This window comes from Globicatella sp. HMSC072A10 (genome assembly GCF_001811625.1).
Classification (GTDB): Bacteria; Bacillota; Bacilli; order Lactobacillales; family Aerococcaceae; genus Globicatella; species Globicatella sanguinis.
This window is the reverse complement of sequence record NZ_KV805610.1, coordinates 1-19,356: the sequence shown is the minus strand read 5'-3', so window position 1 is coordinate 19,356 and position 19,356 is coordinate 1. Positions and strand designations below refer to the sequence as shown.

The 19,356-nt window shown below is 35.9% G+C and carries 13 protein-coding genes and 1 other annotated feature; of the genes, 12 read left to right on the top strand and 1 reads right to left on the bottom strand.

The features are described 5' to 3' along the window. Positions 1 to 284 precede the first annotated feature (284 nt). Positions 285 to 1,772 carry a DUF1846 domain-containing protein gene (locus HMPREF2811_RS00160; RefSeq protein ID WP_071407587.1) on the bottom strand — a complete coding sequence of 496 codons (1,488 nt, stop codon included), beginning with the start codon at positions 1,770 to 1,772 and terminating at the stop codon, positions 285 to 287. Positions 1,773 to 2,256: 484 nt separating this feature from the next. Continuing rightward, positions 2,257 to 2,465: a binding site (T-box leader), on the top strand. A gap of 86 nt (positions 2,466 to 2,551) precedes the next feature. Between HMPREF2811_RS00160 and HMPREF2811_RS00155 the strand changes: the two genes are divergently transcribed. From HMPREF2811_RS00155 to glgA, 12 genes are all read left to right on the top strand, one after another. Next, entirely contained in the window at positions 2,552 to 5,182 is a 2,631-nt protein-coding gene (locus tag HMPREF2811_RS00155; protein WP_071407586.1) for a valine--tRNA ligase, read from the top strand. A gap of 531 nt (positions 5,183 to 5,713) precedes the next feature. Continuing rightward, positions 5,714 to 6,667, top strand: coding sequence for an iron chelate uptake ABC transporter family permease subunit (locus tag HMPREF2811_RS00150; RefSeq protein WP_071407585.1), 954 nt, complete (start codon positions 5,714 to 5,716; stop codon positions 6,665 to 6,667). Next, positions 6,664 to 7,620, top strand: a complete 957-nt coding sequence (locus HMPREF2811_RS00145; RefSeq protein ID WP_071407584.1) for an iron chelate uptake ABC transporter family permease subunit — start codon at positions 6,664 to 6,666, stop codon at positions 7,618 to 7,620. Before HMPREF2811_RS00150 ends, HMPREF2811_RS00145 begins: the two co-directional genes overlap by 4 nt. Next, positions 7,617 to 8,396 carry an iron ABC transporter ATP-binding protein gene (locus HMPREF2811_RS00140; RefSeq protein ID WP_071407583.1) on the top strand — a complete coding sequence of 260 codons (780 nt, stop codon included), beginning with the start codon at positions 7,617 to 7,619 and terminating at the stop codon, positions 8,394 to 8,396. The genes HMPREF2811_RS00145 and HMPREF2811_RS00140 overlap by 4 nt, the downstream gene beginning before the upstream one ends. Positions 8,397 to 8,413: 17 nt before the next feature. Next, entirely contained in the window at positions 8,414 to 9,328 is a 915-nt protein-coding gene (locus HMPREF2811_RS00135) for a siderophore ABC transporter substrate-binding protein (protein WP_168164916.1), read from the top strand. A gap of 896 nt (positions 9,329 to 10,224) precedes the next feature. Continuing rightward, entirely contained in the window at positions 10,225 to 11,598 is a 1,374-nt protein-coding gene (locus HMPREF2811_RS00130; protein ID WP_071407581.1) for an MATE family efflux transporter, read from the top strand. Continuing rightward, the gene (gene gloB, locus HMPREF2811_RS00125) at positions 11,598 to 12,299 is read left to right on the top strand and encodes a hydroxyacylglutathione hydrolase (protein WP_071407580.1); all 702 of its coding nucleotides are present in this window, start codon (positions 11,598 to 11,600) and stop codon (positions 12,297 to 12,299) included. The genes HMPREF2811_RS00130 and gloB overlap by 1 nt, the downstream gene beginning before the upstream one ends. 515 nt (positions 12,300 to 12,814) lie before the next feature. Further along, complete coding sequence (locus HMPREF2811_RS00120) at positions 12,815 to 13,153, top strand: hypothetical protein (protein ID WP_071407579.1); 339 nt, start codon at positions 12,815 to 12,817, stop codon at positions 13,151 to 13,153. A gap of 287 nt (positions 13,154 to 13,440) precedes the next feature. Further along, the gene (glgB, locus tag HMPREF2811_RS00115; protein ID WP_246829774.1) at positions 13,441 to 15,354 is read left to right on the top strand and encodes a 1,4-alpha-glucan branching protein GlgB; all 1,914 of its coding nucleotides are present in this window, start codon (positions 13,441 to 13,443) and stop codon (positions 15,352 to 15,354) included. A 58-nt stretch (positions 15,355 to 15,412) separates the two neighbouring features. Further along, a complete protein-coding gene (locus HMPREF2811_RS00110; protein WP_071407578.1) occupies positions 15,413 to 16,564 on the top strand; it encodes a glucose-1-phosphate adenylyltransferase in 1,152 nt (383 codons plus the stop codon). After that, entirely contained in the window at positions 16,551 to 17,693 is a 1,143-nt protein-coding gene (gene glgD, locus HMPREF2811_RS00105; RefSeq protein ID WP_071407577.1) for a glucose-1-phosphate adenylyltransferase subunit GlgD, read from the top strand. The genes HMPREF2811_RS00110 and glgD overlap by 14 nt, the downstream gene beginning before the upstream one ends. Before the next feature lie 15 nt (positions 17,694 to 17,708). Continuing rightward, a complete protein-coding gene (gene glgA, locus HMPREF2811_RS00100) occupies positions 17,709 to 19,151 on the top strand; it encodes a glycogen synthase GlgA (RefSeq protein WP_071407588.1) in 1,443 nt (480 codons plus the stop codon). Positions 19,152 to 19,356: the final 205 nt, after the last annotated feature.

Below are 19,356 nucleotides of genomic sequence, written 5' to 3'. Positions count from 1 at the left end.
GTGAATTAGTCCAACGTCATTGCCAGTTAAGTATCCAATAAAAAGTAAATCCACTTCCATTTTGATTAAAAAATTTGGAAGTGGATTTTTTATGTATCAAGATACTCTGATATAGGACGCTTACATTATATGGTATGTTGATTGAGACAGAACCTTGTTCGAATTCACGTCAAAGTACGAAATTTTGTGATGGAACTAGGTGATTATTCTAAGTACTTTAGTTTAGGCTAGAAAAATAGGGTAACTAACTTGAGTAAGATATTGATGCTAGACCAATCAGGTGATTATCCTTCGTAGAATAAATAATCGCTAGCAAATTCAGATTCACTGGTCATCATGATTCCTAAGTTACGATAAGATTCTTCATCAGATTTTGCTGGAATGACCGTACTATGAGCTTGTAATGTTTTTAATTGATCGAGTTGTTTTAAAGCCAAGTCAGCAGTGGGGTTGGTAACGGCTGAAATACTTAATGCAATTAGAATTTCATGGGTATTTAAAACATGATTACGACGTTTTAAATATGTACTATTTAAATCGTCAATCGCTTTTAAAATCATTGGTGTTAATAAATGTAAATCATCACTGATATTGGCTAAAGCTTTAATCGCATTGAGGACACACGCAGCCGAAGCCGTCATCATTTCACTGCTTTTACCGGTTATAATGGTCTGATTTGGTAATTCAATGGCTACAACTGGAACTCCTTCTTTTTCCGCTTTTTGCAGTGAGGCCGCAACGACTGGACGATCATCAGTTGTCAATGCCATTTCGTCCATAATTAATTTACTTCTTTGAGCAGTTGCGAGGGTAGCAGTCCCTTTTTTATAAGCGGTTTGAGATTCAAAATAGCGTCGAATAATTTCTTGTTTAGCGGCATCTTCCACGACTTTTTGGTCAGTAATCGCGAACCCTACTCGGTTGACGCCCATGTCCGTAGGGGAGTGATATTCAATTTCGGCACCGCCATTAATACGCGTTAAAATTCTTCTTAACAATGGGAAAGCCTCAATATCACGGTTGTAATTGACCGTTGTTTCGCCATAATGCTGTAAATGGAAGGTGTCAATCATATTGACATCTTCTAAGTCAACCGTAGCGGCTTCATAAGCGATATTTACTGGATGGTCGAGAGGTAAGTTCCACACAGGGAAAGTTTCGAACTTGGCATAGCCAGCTGAATGACCATGTTGCACTTCATGATAAAGTTGATTTAAGCAAGTAGCTAATTTACCACTATTTGCTCCTGGTGCAGTTACAACTACTAAAGGTTTAGTGGTTTTGATATATTCATTTTGACCATAGCCTTCTTCTGAAACAATAGTATCAATGTCCATCGGATAACCTTGAGTATGCCCATGTGTGTATACTTTAATACCGCGACGTTCTAACTTAGTTTTTAATTGTTGTGCAGGTGATTGGCCAGTAAAGCGAGTAATGACAACACTGTTAACACTTAAATCCCAATGACGTAAATCATCAATTAATTTTAATAAATCTTGGTCATAGGTAATGCCATAATCGCCACGAACTTTGTTACTTTCAATGTCTCCGGCATAAATACAAATGATAATTTCAGCTTGTTCACGTAAACGGTATAATAGCTTAATTTTACCGTCTGGATCGAAACCAGGTAAAACTCTAGATGCATGATAATCCCCGATTAATTTTCCACCAAACTCGAGGTATAATTTATCATAATGATTAACACGTTCCATAATGTATCGACTTTGTTCATCAAGATACTTTTCACTATCAAATCCAATTTTCATATTATCATTCCTCTCGCTATAACTCATTTAACCATTGTACCAAAATTAATCTAAAATAAAAGTCCTGAAACTAGGTAAAAACGAAAAAATTTATTTTTGGTTCCATCTATTTTTTGTTAGTCCTGTGGTTGAGATGGATCGAACATCTTTTAAAGGCGACTATCATAAACTTAATCCATTCAGTCAAGTTTTATAGTTTGTTTATTTGATAGCGCTGTGCTTGTGTGGTTTATTCGCTGTCCTAACGCGATGCCAATTAACCTCAAATATTATTTTAAAAAATATAACATAAGGTTCTAAGATATATTTCAACTTGGTAAAAACTATTCGCTACTAATTATTGATTCATTTATTGATGGACGAACTTTTGATATCATGATGGCATTAAGCAAGAATAATCGCTAATACTTGATGAATGAAGTGGTAGCAAGCTTGATTAGTGCTTGAAACTATCCGGTTATTTTGTTAGAATGTAAAACATAATATGAATGCGATGAAGAGAAGAGTAGTCAACGCTTTTTCAGAGAGAAAACAGTCGGTGAAAGTTTTCATAGTTGATGAAGGTAGCTTGGAGCTTTAAAGTGTGAACTAATAGTAGTACTTTACGCAGAAGATACTGTGTTAACAACATGGAGAGATACTCGGATTTGTGTCTAAAATTAGGTGGTACCACGTTATTTAAACGTCCTTTGTTCAACAAGGGGCGCTTTTTTATTTTTAAATAATTAGCAACCAACTTAATCAGTAAATCGCAATGAATGAAAGAAAGGAAGTTTCTTATGAAAAAAGAAATGTCAACCAAATATAATCCGCAAGCGGTAGAAGCGGGAAAATATCAACAATGGGTTGAATCAGGTGTCTTTAAACCTTCTGAAGACCCGAATGCGGAACCTTATTCAATTGTCATCCCACCGCCAAATGTCACTGGTAAGTTACACTTAGGTCATGCTTGGGATGTCACGTTACAAGATATGATTATCCGACAAAAAAGAATGCAAGGCTATGATACTTTATGGTTACCAGGTATGGACCATGCTGGTATTGCGACTCAAGCTAAAGTGGAAGAAAAATTAGCTAAAGAGGGGATTAGTCGTCATGATTTAGGTCGTGAAAAGTTCATCCAACAAGTATGGGACTGGAAAGAAGAATATGCTCAAACCATCCGTCAACAATGGGGTAAAATGGGTGTTTCTGTTGATTATTCTCGAGAACGTTTTACTTTAGATGAAGGGCTTAATAAAGCTGTCAATCGTGTCTTTGTTGAGTTATACAAAAAAGGCTTAATTTATCGTGGTGAGTATATTATTAACTGGGACCCGAAAGCGATGACTGCTTTGTCAGATATTGAAGTCATTCATAAAGACATTGAAGGAGCATTTTATCATATTAATTATCCGGTTGTGGGTAGTGATGAAGTATTAGAAATTGCGACAACACGTCCAGAAACCATGCTCGGTGATACGGCAGTGGTTGTTCATCCTGAAGATGAGCGTTATCAACATTTAACAGGTAAGACCGTGATGTTACCATTAATGAATCGTGAAATTCCAATTATCGCCGATGATTATGTCGATGTAGAATTTGGAACGGGAGCCATGAAAGTAACACCCGCTCATGATCCAAATGACTTTGAATTAGGAAATCGTCATAACTTGCAACGTTTAAACGTCATGAATTTAGATGGTTCGATGAATGAAAAAGCGGGTCAATATGCTGGATTAGATCGTTTTGAAGCACGTAAACAAATCGTTAAAGACCTTGAAGAATTAGGGTTAATGGTTAAAATTGTAAACCATCCACATAGTGTCGGACATTCTGAACGTAGTGGAGCGGTTGTGGAACCAATATTATCGACGCAATGGTTTGTTAAAATGAAGCCATTAGCTGAAAGAACCATTCAAAATCAGTCTGAAGATGATGCAGTATCATTCTTCCCACCACGCTTTAATCAAACATTCTTAACTTGGATGGAAAATGTTCACGACTGGGTTATCTCACGTCAATTATGGTGGGGACATCAAATTCCTGCTTGGTATCATAAAGAAACCGGCGAAGTCTATGTAGGAGAGGTTGCCCCTGAAGATGAAGAGAATTGGGAACGTGATAAAGACGTCTTAGATACTTGGTTCTCAAGTGCTTTATGGCCATTTTCTACCATGGGGTGGCCAGAAGAATCAGCTGATTTTGACCGTTACTTCCCAACTAACACATTGGTAACCGGATATGACATTATCTTCTTCTGGGTGAGTCGGATGATTTTCCAATCATTAGAGTTTACTGGTCGCAGACCATTTAATAATGTCTTATTACACGGTTTGATTCGTGATAGCGAAGGACGTAAAATGTCTAAATCACTTGGTAATGGGATTGATCCAATGGACGTCATTGATGAATTTGGGGTCGATGCTTTACGTTGGTTCTTAGCCAATGGTTCGGCTCCGGGACAAGATGTTCGTTATAGTGAAGAAAAATTATCAGCCGCTTGGAACTTTATTAATAAGATTTGGAATGCGAGTCGTTTTGCCTTGATGAATGTTGGTGAGATGACCATTGAAGATATTAAGATTGGTGAAGATTTAACCTTAGCAGACCGTTGGATTATGGCGCGTTTACAAAATGTGATTGAAGATGTGACGCGTTTATTCGATAAATTTGAATTTGGAGAAGCAGGTCGAGTGCTATATCATTTTATTTGGGATGATTTTTGTGACTGGTATATTGAAATGACGAAAGAACAGTTACAAGATGATTCGCGTGATAATACCACTACCAAATCGATTTTAGTTCATGTTTTAGATAATATCTTAAAATTATCTCACCCAATTATGCCATTCGTTACAGAAGAAATTTGGCAACAAATCGCGCCAGCCGGTCAATCAATTGTGGTGGCTAAGTATCCAGTAGTAGATGAAAACTATCGTGATGCTGAATCAGAAAAAGCAATGGAACAAGTTATGGAGATTATCCGCGCAGTGCGCATGATTCGCAATGAAATGAATACGCCATTATCTAAGAAAGTGGACCTATTCATCAAAGCGAATGATGAAGCGACAATGGATTTATTAACAGCCAATAAAGCTTATATTGAACGCTTCTGTAATCCTGAAGCTTTAGAAATTGCCTTAGCTCCGAACGCACCAGAAGAAGTAGTGTCTCAAACATTACCATTTGCGCAAATTTTAATGCCGCTAGCAGGCTTAATTAAAATCGAAGATGAAATCAAACGTTTAGAACAAGAAGTAGTGAAACTTGAAAAAGAAGTGGATCGCGTTGTTAAAAAATTAAGTAATCAAGGCTTCGTAGCCAAAGCCCCAGCAGCAGTAGTGGAAGCTGAGCGTGCAAAACAAGTTGATTATGAACAACAATTAGCAGCAGTCCAAGAAAGAATCGCGCATCTTCGCCAATTATAGGCTGGGCATCCTGCAATCAAGTTGATAATCGATAATCAAAAGTACAGGGTGGAGTGGCCTCAAACCGTGTCTCTAGGTAGCTGAGAATAACTTTGAAAAAATCAGTCAAGTTATTGCGCGCTAATTATAAGCGCAGTGGTTGAGTGGCCTCAACCGAATCTTGAAGACTTGTTTGAGACCCCCCTCCCAACTTTTATGGAGAAGAACAAACGAAGCGAAAATAATTTAGTTTTCAACTTCTGGTTCACTCCTAAAACCGTTTGTTAAACTGTATCAATAATTTTTATAGTATGTTGTATTTTTATGAGTACGACATACTATTTTTTATGCCTTAATATAATGATCTTTTCACAAAGTTTAATTAAGTGTTAAATGGCATGAAACCTAGATATTAAAGCGTTACATTGGTTATTATAGCAAAATATAAAATTATTTTATGCTATTTTGGAATTATTCTTATTTAGTTAAAACGCACAAACTTGTGAAATAATGTGTTATAGTTATGGAGTAAAAACTGATGGGGAGGTCAGCATGAAAAAGTCAATTCTATATAGTTTGTTTTTGGGACTCGTGGTGGCGTCTTTATTGATGGGACCTGAAAATTTAAGATTTGAAAGTCTATTACAATGGGATGAACGCTCGCATTTAATTTTTTGGCAAGCACGGGTACCACGAACCGTTAGCATTATTTTAGCGGGGAGTAGTATGAGTTTAGCCGGTTTATTAATGCAAGTCATTTCTCAAAATCGGTTTGCAGCGCCTTCTACCGTGGGAACGGTTGAAGCGGCTAAATTAGGCTTGTTATTGAGTTTGTGGTTATCGCCAGAGGTAACAATTGGTAGCAAAATGTTAGCTTCATTTACAAGTGCGATAATATTCACTGTATTCTTTTTTATGCTGATTACTAGAATTAAAGTGAAAGAAGCTTGGACCATTCCTTTATTTGGGATGATTTTTGGTCAATTAATTAGTTCATTTGCATCCGCAATTGCTTATCATTTTGATCTAGTGCAAAGTATCAGTTCATGGCAACAAGGGAATTTTGCTTTAATTCAAAAAGGAAGCTATGAATGGTTGTGGTTAACATTGATCGTCCTGATGACCTTACCATTGATAGTTCGCCCTTTAACGATCATGCAATTAGGACGTTCCGCTTCACAAAACGTCGGCATTCATTATGATGCGATGCGTTATTTAGTGATTGCGATTGTCGCTTTAATATCTGCAGTTAATGTCATGACTGTTGGGAGCTTACCCTTTATTGGGGTCATCATTCCTAATTTAGTGCGACTATTTTATTCGGATAATTTACAAAAATCAGTGCCAATGGTAATGGTCAGCGGCAGTTTGTTTGTTCTTGTTTGTGATTTAATGGCTCGGTCATTGATTCGTCCGTACGAAATTCCAGTTTCGGTTATTATTTCGGTATTGGGTGGTTGTCTCTTCTTATGGATTGTTTTAAAAAGAAGGGAGTGGCAATCATGAAAAAGCGCGTATTGACTTTATTAGTTTTAGTATTAGGATTAGCCATGCTTTATATTGGTTTGGATTTCTTTCAATTAACCGCTTATGTTCAAAAAGCAAGATTAACCAAGTTACTAAGCCTTTTAATCGTTATCTTGTTGATTGTGCCACCAACCATTGTCTTTCAAACCATTGTTAATAGTCGTTATTTATCGCCAAGTATCATTGGTATGGATGCTGTCTATGTTTTAATCCAATCCTTTATCTATTTTATGGGACATCATTATTTAAGGCAGTTGATGGATCATTCGATTATCTTATTTTTAATTCAATTAGGGCTAATGCTCAGTATCTTTTATTTATCATTATATCTAGCCAAAATTAATTGGCTGTCAACGCTTAATGAATCGATTTGGTTAATGATTGGCATGATTTTTGGTACCGTTTTACGAAATTTGAGTACTTTTTTTCAAGTATTGATGGATCCTAATGAATATTTAGCTTTACAAAGCCGTTTGTTTGCTTCTTTTCAATCTGTTTCGAAAGAATTGTTGGGGATTGCTTTGATGATTGCGATACTGTCTAATGGATACTTTTTTTATAAACGTTATTTATTGGATGTCTATCATTTAGGAAAAACTACTGCGTTAACATTGGGCGTGGACATTCAAAAAGAAACGAAGCGCCTTTTGTTATTCATTGTGTTGATGTTAGGAACCGCTACGGCCTTTGTGGGACCCCTGACATTTTTAGGCTTCATGGTAGCCAATATTACCTATTATTTAACGCCTAAACACCATCATTTAGATCGATTAATTATTGGAATTTTGTTCGGATTGATGATGGTATTAGGCGGACAGTTATTAATTGAACGTGTGTTAAATTTACAATTTAATTTAAATATTATGATTGAAGGTATCGGTGGTTTGATGTTTTTCCTATTATTATTTAAGAAAGAGAGGGTTTTTAAATGATTATCACGAATATTACGAAAGGCTATCTTCATGGCGCCAAAAAACAAGTGGTTTTAGATGATGTCGTCTTAGAAATCCCTAAGGGAAAATTGTCTGCCATTATTGGGCCCAACGGCGCAGGTAAGTCAACCTTACTGAATATTATGAGTCGTTTGGAGCAAGCGGATGCAGGAACCATCACCTTAGATCAAAAAGGGTTAAGTGAATGGTCACGAGATTCCTTTGCTAAAAGAGTGTCCATCTTAAAGCAGCAATCGCATTTTGACGTTAAATTGACAGTACGAGAATTTGTTGAATTTGGACGTTATCCTTACAGCAAAGGTAAACTGACAGCTGAAGATCGGACAAAAGTTAGTGAATGTTTAGCTTATTTAAATCTTACCGAAATGTCTGATCGCTACATTGATGAATTATCAGGCGGTCAACGGCAACGGGTATTATTAGCAATGATTATGGCACAAGATACGGAATTTGTATTACTGGATGAGCCATTAAATAATTTAGATATTAGTCAAACCATTAGCCTGATGAGTTTATTAAAAAAATTAGTCGTACAATATCAAAAACGGATTGTGATGATTGTGCATGATATAAACATCGCTGCTCAATTTGCTGACTATGTCATTGCGATGAAAGAGGGCAAAATCTATGCCCAAGGTTGTGTCAATGACATCATGACCCCAACGATATTAGAACCATTATATGGCATAAAAGTTGAACGGATTGAACACTATCCGTATCCCATTATTAATTTTTATGATGATTCAGAACAATAAAGAAAAAGGGGAATATGATGAAAAAACTAGTTGTATTATTATTAGCTTTTGTAAGTTTATTAGCAGGTATGGTAAAGATTCAAGCAGCAGAAGTGAAGGTTACCGATAGTTTAGGAACAGAATTGGTCTTTGATCAGACACCTGAACGGGTAGTCGTGTTAGGCTATTCAGAATACGATACTTTGAAAGCTTTAGGTTTAGAGGAATTAGTCGTGGGTGCACCTAAAAAGAATGTTCCATCCTATTTAGGAACATTATCAGAAAAGATTACTGATATTGGTTCTTTAAAAGAGCCAAATTTAGAAACGATTGCGGAATTAGCACCGGATTTAATTATTGCAACGGGTCGAACAGAAGCATTAGCCAAAGAACTAAGTCAAATTGCTCCGGTATTTGTCAGTCATATAGATAATACTCGATTTTGGGAATCATTTAAATCAACAAACTTAAATATAGCAGCCATTTTTAATCAAACAGAGAAAGCCGAAGCGATTATTTCTAGTCTTGAAGAAAAAGTTGCACAAGTTAAGCAGATGGTTGCCAATCAAAATCAAACAACTTTAGTACTGATGTTAAATGAAGGTAATCTTTCTGCTTTTTCAGCGAATTCTCGCTTTGCTTTAATTCACCAAGTATTAGGTTTTAAAGCTGTAGATTATAGTATTGAAGATGCGACTCATGGTCAAGAGATGAGCTATGAAGGTATTTTAAGCTTAAATCCGGAACGTATTTTTTACTTAGATCGTACGGCGGCTATTGGTGGTGATAAAACCAAGAATAATGACTTTCTTACGAATGAATTAATAGCGCAAACCACAGCCAGTCAACATGAGGCGATTAATGCTTTAACCAGTGATTTATGGTATTTAGCAGGCGGTGGCTTAGAATCATTATCACTGCAAATTGATGAAATAGAAGCCTTCATTCAATAGTATCATTTAAACTGCCAGAAGCGATTCAAGATAGTACTCAATATTTAAGAAAAATAAGTATTTTTTTTGATTGTAGGATAGGTTAGGAAGTAAAACGTTAATTTTTTGCTTCTACCTATTTTTTTGTGTTTTATCAGTTAGGTGTGGAATGATTTTTATTTTAATGTTAATTTGGTAGTTCAATTTTAGCAAAAGATTCTCAAAAAGGAGGATTCGAATGTTGCTTCTGGATGTTAAATGGTCAAAAAGAAGCACAATATTGATCATTTATAACTATTTGGACATTTGCAGGCTACTTTATTGACATTATCAATCATTATTTAAGTAATATTCATCAAGATATGGCATAATATGATTAGGATTTGATTATATTAGCCAGTTATATAAAAGCAGCTTTCATAATAAAAGGTTAGGCTATTAATAATCGTTTATAATTGAAGGAGGGTAGGAGACATCTATGCCAAAAATGATATCTTTCTCAAAAACAAAGTGTTAGCTACCTTTAATATTAAAGCAAAATGGAAGACTAATTTTTAATAAAGCCCTATGATGGCGTCACTTAAAAATCAGGTTAATCGTTTGATAAAAAGGGACAGTGATTGATAAGGTGCATTTTTAATATGGGACTGTTCATTTGACAGTACCCAAACATAACGGCGGATTCTTAAAACTAAATCAGTAAGCTTAATTTTAAGATAATTTGTTACTATATTTGCAAATGGAGTCAGTGATATTCGTCTTGCCAAAAGAAGTAATGACTAGGCAAATGTGCTTTTCAATAATGAGACAAAAAATTATCGGTATCATTGGTATTTTTTTATGAGAAGCTATGTTGATTTAGTAAAGAAATAATAAGATAATCAACAATAATAAAGTGAATAGATGGAGTGAAGTGAATGCAAGAAAGAAATAGACGTTTAGGAACAGCACCGATTGGACAATTGTTGGTAGAATTTTCAATTCCAGCGATCATCGGGATGGTTGTGAATGCTTTATATAATATTATCGACCGAATTTTTATTGGTAATGCCCCTGAATTAGGAGCTAATGGGTTAGCAGGGATTACGATTGGATTTCCTATTATGATCTTACAATTATCAATCGGCTTACTTTTTGGGGTTGGTGGCGCTACTTTATTTTCTATTCGATTAGGTGAACGAAATGAAGAAGGGGCAACACAGGCGTTAAATACCGCTTTTGTCTTGTTAATCGCTTCGGGTGCGTTATTTATGCTGGTTGGTACGATGTTTTTAGAGCCATTATTAGTATTATTTGGTGCTAGCGAGACCATTTTACCTTATTCGGCAGCTTATATGCGCGTTATTTATTTTGGGTCTATTTTTCAAATTTTAGGATTAGGTATGAATAATTTTTTACGTGCGGATGGACAGCCTAAATTAGCAATGATGACGATGTTCTTCGGAGCCGGAACTAATATTCTCTTAGATCCTATTTTTATTTTTGGATTGAAGATGGGCATGGCCGGCGCTGCATCGGCAACGATTATTTCTCAATTTATTTCAATGAGTTGGACTTTATTTTATTTTATGAACCCTAAAAATACGCATCATATTCGTTTAAGCGAATTGAAGTGGAAGTGGCATGATGTTTGGAATATTATGGCATTAGGACTACCAAACTTTTTAACTAATATTGGTAATTCGATTCTTAACTTAATGCTTAATAAAGCCTTACTGACATATGGCGGGGATATTGCTGTATCTGGAATGGGTGTCGTTAATAGTATTACCACTTTCTTGGTGATGCCGGTGATTGGGATTAATCAAGGGGTTCAACCGATTGTTAGTTTTAACTTCGGTGCCAAACAATACTCGCGTATCATTACTGCTGAAAAATTAGCAATGATGGCAGCGACAGTGATTACGACAGGCGGATGGATTCTGACTCGCTTATTCCCAGAGCTTATTATTGGTTTGTTTAATAAGAGTCCTGAATTAATGGCCTTTACTAAACCAGCATTACACGCGTGGTTATTATGTTTGCCGGTAGTTGGTTTTCAAATATTGGGAGCCAATTTCTTCCAAGCGATTGGTAGTTCAAAAAAAGCGATGTTTTTAACACTGACTCGACAATTGATTTTCTTAATTCCTGCCATTATCATCTTTTCTCGATTATGGGGCTTAGAAGGGATTGTCTATGCTGCGCCATTTGCAGATGCGCTAGCTTTTATCATAACAGGCTATACCTTTTATAATGGTATTCAATATTTAAAGCATCGACCAAATAGTAAATTTGAGGAGGTTTTATAATGGAAATAATAGCGATTAATGCATTGACGGATAACTATATATGGGTTATCAAAGAAGCTAATGGGGCGATTGTCGTTGATCCTGGAGAGGCTCAACCAGTGCTTGATTTTTTAACAGAGCATCAATTACCTTTAACTGCGGTACTCATTACCCATCACCATGACGATCATACAGGTGGGGTGAAAGAGTTGTTATCAAACTATCCTGACGCACCTGTCTATGGGCCAGTTGAAGTAGAAGGAACGACTTATATAGTATCAGATGGTCAGCAGTTTGAAATCAATCAACATCAATTTAAAGTTAAAAAAACGGCTGGTCACACGGCAGAACATATTAGCTTTTTAATGGATAATCAACACCTGTTTTGTGGAGATGCTTTATTTTCGGCAGGTTGTGGACGAGTCTTCACTCAAGATTATCATGCGCAATATGATGCGCTAAAATATTTTGAATCATTAGCTGATGAAGTCAAAGTCTATGCTGGTCATGAATATACCTTGACTAATTTAAAATTTGCTAATAGCATGGAACCCGATAATCTAGTGTTACAATCGGCTTTACAATTGGTTGAGCAATTGCGGGCAGATAACCTTAAGACCTTACCCTCTACCATTGGTTTAGAGCGAGACATCAATTTAATGATGATGGCGCCTAATCTTAAAAGTTTTATCGAATTAAGAAAGGCGAGAGATAACTTTTAACGGCGATATTATTTTTTAGCAAACATGAGGTGATAAATATGGATTTAAAAATGTTAAAGGAGGGAGTTGGCCAGAAGTAGAAAATTGAATGATTTTCGCTTCGTAGGGCTATCCCCGCACAGTTGAGTAGGTCTTAAACAAGTCTTTCCCCGCACAGTTGAGTTGGTCTCAAACAAGTCCTTAAGACGCAGATTGAGACCACTCAACCGCTGCGCTATTAATTTAATAACAATAACTCGATTGAATTTACCAAATTTATCTTTAACCTCCTTAAGACGCAGATTGAGACCACTCAACCACTGCGCTATTAATTAAGGAACAGTAATCTTAACTAAACTTATCAAGTTTATGCTTAGCCTCTAATACCGACGATTATTGAAATTGAAGGGCGATTATTTCCTAAAAATGCCATCCAGACCTTACCACTTTATTATCTGGCATTTGAACAAGATAATCTTGAATTGTATCAAATGAATTCGTTCTTTCAAAAAAAGAATTTAGAGCCACTCCTTTCTGTGAAGTACGATCAAATCGATTCATTTGAACTCGGTATCTCTCAAAAAATGGAAATTGTCTATTCTTCACCTAGTGAAAATACCTATTTAACAGTTCAAATAGTGTTAAAAGATCAACAAAGCTTAATCTTTGAATGTGAAGATGTGAGTGTTGCTAGTCAACTGCCACAGTTCTTAGAACAGCAACAACATATCTCCTTAATAGCCCCATTAAGTATTGTTTTTTATTTTCAGCAAAATGAAAGTTATCATGAGACTGTAAGCAAATTACTGCATACACTCATTGAAAAAGTTAATCATTTTCAAAAGGAGTGTCTTGCATTCAAAAGAATTTCATAAACTTATTTATTATAGTGAATCATTATTAAAACAGCTTAAGTTTGAAAATAATGATTCATTTTTTTATTCTTGCACGAGATAAAACCATGGAAAAAAGAAAAAGCCAGAAATAGATTGTAAACGCTATCAGAAATATGGTATAATGAATTAACATCAAATTTTGTAAGTTGATGAATCTATTATGTAAAAAACACGTAAATTATTATATTTTCATTAGGAAAACTGTAACTTTCGTTTACATGGCCATAAATTAATATTATAATGAAAATATAGTTATAGTAAGGGGGATGATTGAAATCGACACTACATTAATGGATAACATGACCGATCATGTTTATTTTTTTAATACCGGCGTTCATCGGGACGCTTATAAATTTTTAGGTAGTAAAAAAACAGTGGTGAACGACCAAACAGGCTATTTATTTTCGGTCTGGGCACCTAATGCGTATAATGTCTTTCTCACTGGGGATTTTAACCATTGGAATCGAACGCAAATGGAACGCTTAGAAGGCGGTGTTTGGAGTGTTTTCGTAGTGAATGCTGCTGCAGGGCAATGTTACAAATATGGTATTGATCACGGTAATGGCTATATTGAATATAAGATGGATCCTTTTGGTTATCGCTTTGAAGTTGCACCGAAAGATGCCACTATTATTGAAGATTTACCAGATTTTAATTGGACTGATGGCCAATGGATGTCTCGTCGGGAACGTGTTAATAAATTTGAACAACCGTTAAATATTTATGAAGTTCATGCAACGAGTTGGAAACAACATCCTGACGGTCGCTATTATACTTTAAACGAATTAGCGGATAGTTTAATTCCATATGTCAAAGAGATGGGCTATACCCATATTGAATTAATGCCGATTATGGATCATCCACTGGAAGCTTCATGGGGCTATCAAATTACTGGATACTTTGGTGTTGCTGGACGGATTGGACGTTTTAGTGAATTAAAATATTTTGTGAATTTAGCCCATGAGAATGGGATTGGTGTATTTTTAGACTGGGTACCTGGTCATTTTTGTCGCAATGCGTATGCCTTAGCTTATTTTGATGGGACTCCAACGTTTGAATACCAAGATGTCAATCGTGCAACAAATGTTGGCTGGGGAACGTTAAATTTTGATTTAGGAAAAACACAAGTTCATAGTTTCCTTATCTCGAATGTGATGTTTTGGCTAAAAGAATTTCATATTGATGGTATCAGAGTGGATGCTGTTTCTAATATGATATTTCTTGATTTTGATCAAGGACCTTGGACCCCCAATATTTATGGCGGTAATGAGAATATTGAAGGAATTGGGTTTTTAAGAAAATTAAATAAAACAGTCCATGAAGAATGCCCAGGCGTCTATATGATGGCAGAAGAAAGTTCTAACCGTGAACATATTACTGGGTCATTAGACTTACCAGATAGTTTAGGCTTTGATTATAAGTGGAATATGGGATGGATGAACGATACCTTACGTTTCTTCGAATTACCACCATATGAACGTCCTAAAAATTTACAATTAATTACATTTGTCTTTATGTATCAATATAAAGAACGCTATATTTTACCGTATTCACATGATGAAGTCGTGCATGGAAAACATTCATTACTAGGAAAAATTCCTGGTACTCGTTACGAACAATTTTCGACCTTAAGATTAATGCAAGGCTATATGGCAGCTCAACCTGGGAAAGTGTTAAACTTCATGGGGAATGAATTAGGACAATATCTGGAATGGCGCTATTATTCTGAATTAGAATGGATTGATTTAACGAGAGAATATAATAGTGAGTATCAACAATTTGTTAAGGATTTAAATCATTTTGTCGTTGAGCATAAAGCAATGCATCAATTAGATCATGAAGAAGCTGGATTAAGAGTATTAGAAGCGGACGCTTATGACGACGGCTATTTAACGCTAATCCGACAAGGTAAACAACCACGTGATTTTGTCATTGTTGCTTGTAATTTTGAAAATAAATGGCAACATAACACACCAATTGGGGTGCCTTATAAGGGACAATATCAAGTATCATTAGATTCGGATGAGGTAAAATATGGCGGTCAAAGAACTGAGGAGCATCCGATTTATAAAACGAAAGAGGGACCACAAAATGGTGAACCTTTCATGATTGAATTAGATTTACCTCCATTATCAGTCATTTATTTACAACCGAAAAGAGTCTATGGCGTGAATAAATAAGGAAGGAGCGAGATTACAGAATATGTAAGGCGCCTTTACATAGTAATCAGTGATTTGCATGAAACAAGAAATGTTAGCTATGATCTTGGCTGGGGGCCAAGGAACTCGTTTAGGAGTACTTACTAAGCATATAGCCAAACCAGCTGTACCGTTTGGCGGTAAATATCGGATTATCGATTATGCAATGAGTAACTGTATTAATTCTGGCATTAAAAGAGTAGGGGTTGTCACTCAGTACCAACCACTTGAACTAAATGAGCATATTGGTAATGGAGCTGCTTGGGGCTTAACCGGACGTAACTCAGGTGCGACTATTTTACAACCTTATTCTTCTTCCGACGGTGAAAAATGGTTTAAAGGAACAGCCAATGCGATTTATCAAAATATCTCTTATATTGATTCGATTAATCCAGAGTATGTTTTAGTCCTTTCAGGCGACCATATTTATAAAATGGATTATTCTGAAATGTTAGAAAATCATAAGGCAAATAATGCGACTTTAACAGTCGGTGTGATACCAGTCCCTATTAAAGAAGCTTCACGTTTTGGAATTATGAATACGGACCATGCGAACCGTATTATTGAATTTGAAGAAAAACCAAAAGAACCAAAAAGCAATTTAGCGTCGATGGGTATTTACATCTTTAATTGGAAAACATTAAGAAGATATTTAGTGGAAGACCAAGCAAAAGCCCGTGAAATGGAAGACTTTGGTAAAAATGTGATTCCAGCTTATTTAGATAATGGGGAAAATTGTTTCGCTTATCCATTTGAAGGATATTGGAAAGATGTTGGAACAATTGAAAGTTTATGGGAAGCTAATATGGAAACATTATCTCCAGATCACCCGTTAAACTTATCAAAAGATGACTGGCGTATCTATACTAATAATCCTGTGACACCACCACAATTCATTACAGCAGATGCTAAATTAAGTGACTCATTAGTTGTTGACGGTTGTTATATTGCCGGAGATATCGAACATTCGATTCTTTCATTAAATGTTAAAGTTGGTAAAGGATCTAAAGTAAGTGACTCATTAGTTATGTCAGGTGTTACGATTGGTGAAAATTGTACGATTGAATATGCGATTATTGGTGAGAATGCGGTGATTGCGGATGGTGCTTCAGTGGTAGGTACTAAAGATGAAATTGCTGTTGTAGGGTATGAAGAAGTAATAGGAGGTCCGAAAAACGATGGTGAAGAATAAATTATGTGCGATTGTTAACTTAACAGAAAATGAAGATCAATTAAAACCGTTAACCCATCTTCGTCCGATTGCGGCGCTACCATTTGCCGGTCGTTACCGAGTAGTAGACTTCTCTTTATCAAGTATCGCCCATGCAGAAATTGATTCATGTGCCTTATTTATTTCAGAGTCTGGACGTGCGGTATATGACCATATTCGTTCAGGTGACTCTTGGAATTTTGACTCGCAAATTTCGGGTGGAATTTTTACATTTTCTCAACAAACATGGAAATTACGTCATTTACGCGAGCATGGTGGGGATGATTTTTATGATAATCATCGCATCTTTATGAAACGTGCCAATGCAGAATATGTATTTGTTTCCGGTTCAAAAATGATTACCAATGTTGATATTCGAGCGGTTTACAAGCATCACATTGACAGTGAAGCCGATATTACAACGGTTTATAAACCCGTTATTTTAGATAAAGTTCGTGACTATACTGTTGATATGAATCTTAAATTAGATGAATATGGACAATTAGTAGACGTCGTACCACTAAAAGAAGCGAGTGTGGGCGAAAAAGTCAATGTGAACTTAAATATGTATATTTTAAGTGTTGATAAAATGAATGAAATTATGCAACGAGCAGAAGCGGAAGGCAATTATCAAGAAGTTGATAGTTTAATTGAAAAATACTTATTGGATTATACAGTCAATGTATACGAATATACCGGTTATTCAGCTAATGTCGAAACGATGGATCGTTTCTATCAAGCGAATATGGATATGTTAGACCGTTCTAAATTCAATTCATTATTCTATACAAGTCAACCAATATTAACCAAGACTAAAAATGGTGTACCAAGCTACTATGATAATGATTCAAAAGTAACGGAATCGATTATTGGTACAGGGGTTAGAATTGATGGTGAAGTGACGCGTTCAGTCATTAATCGTAAGGTATATGTCCATAAAGATGCTGTAGTGAAAGAAAGTGTGATTTTCCAAGGAACAACGATTGGGGAAGGTGCACAAGTGGAATATGCCATTGTTGATAAAGCATGTTCGATTAAACCAGGTGCTAAAGTAATTGGGACGCCGGATAATATTAAAGTGATTGGCAAAAATACAGTAGTAGAAGCGTAGGTGTAGTTCATGACAATGAAAGTATTATTCGCTTCGGGAGAAGCAGCACCGTTTTTTAAAACGGGAGGATTAGGTGATGTTGCCTATGCTTTGCCTAAAGAATTAGCTAAGCAAGGTGTCGATATTCGTGTTGTATTACCTAATTATGTGCAAATGTCACAAGAATATAAGGATCAATTAGAAGAAATCCGTCATTTTAGATTCCAACTAGGAGAGAAAAATGTTTATTGTGGGATTAAATCACTGAAATTAGAAGGCGTAACCTATTATTTTATTGATAATTTAAGTTATTTTGATCGCCGTTCATTGTATGGTGAATGGGATGATGGGGAGCGTTTTGGCTACTTTTCAACTGCGATTATTGAAATGTTAGAAGTAATCGATTGGATACCCGATATTGTTCATTGTAATGATTGGCATACAGCGATGGTCCCGGTCTTATTAGTGGACCGTTATCATTGGAAAAATCGTTTACGTCATATTCGTAAAGTTTTCACCATTCATAATTTACGCTTTCAAGGAATTTTTGAACCAAGCATTTTACCGAATATTTTTGGAACAGGTTATAATACCTATACTCACGATGGTTTACAATGGAAAGATCGCGTAAACTTTATGAAAGGAGCGATTAATTTTTCCGATATTGTGACAACGGTAAGTCCCACTTATGCTAAAGAAATCATGACACCTGAATTTGGAGAACAATTAGAAGGCGCCTTGCTTTATAATCAGTGGAAAGTTCGGGGTGTCATTAATGGAATTGATTATGATATCAATAATCCTGAAACAGACCCATTGATTCCTCATCACTTTAATGTCGATGACTTATCAGGGAAAAAAGCGAATAAGCAAGCATTACAAGAAACTGTTGGTTTACCAGTACGCGACGATGTACCGATTATTGGCATGGTTTCACGATTAACCGATCAAAAAGGATTCCAATTAATCGAAGAACGTTTAGAGGAATTACTGAGTCAAGCTGAAGTACAAATCGTTTTATTAGGTACGGGTGAGGAGCGCTTTGAACATTCGTTTAGATATTTCGAACAAAAATATCCGGATAAAATGAAGAGTTTAATCAAATTTGACTTAAAAACGGCACAATTAATTTATGCTGGTAGTGATATGTTCTTAATGCCAAGTGCCTTTGAACCATGTGGTTTGTCACAAATGATGTCGATGCGTTATGGTACTTTGCCAATTGTTCATGAAACAGGCGGATTGAAAGACACGGTCCAGCCGTATAATCAATATACAGGCGAAGGCACTGGATTTAGCTTTAATGGCTTTAATAGTTGGAATTTATTAACAACGATTTATCGTGCATTAACCGTCTACTATCAGCGACCCGATCATTGGGCTGGTTTAGTTCGTCAAGCGATGGAAAAAGATTTTAGTTGGCAACAACCAACTCAGCAGTATTTAGATATTTATCGTAGCTTATTGAACGAAGGATGATAAACCGAAAAGGGCTAAATCATCACTCAAGTTAGAATGCTTTGTTATTCTTGTGCGAAAGTAAAAGCTAAAGACATGATGTCAAGATAACATAGTCGAGTAGTAACGGTAGTTGCTATTCGGCTTTTTTGGTATGAAAACCGGCTCTTTGTCAAATGGTGTGGGTCACGGATTTTTTGGTCGTTCAACACAATTGTGTTGAACG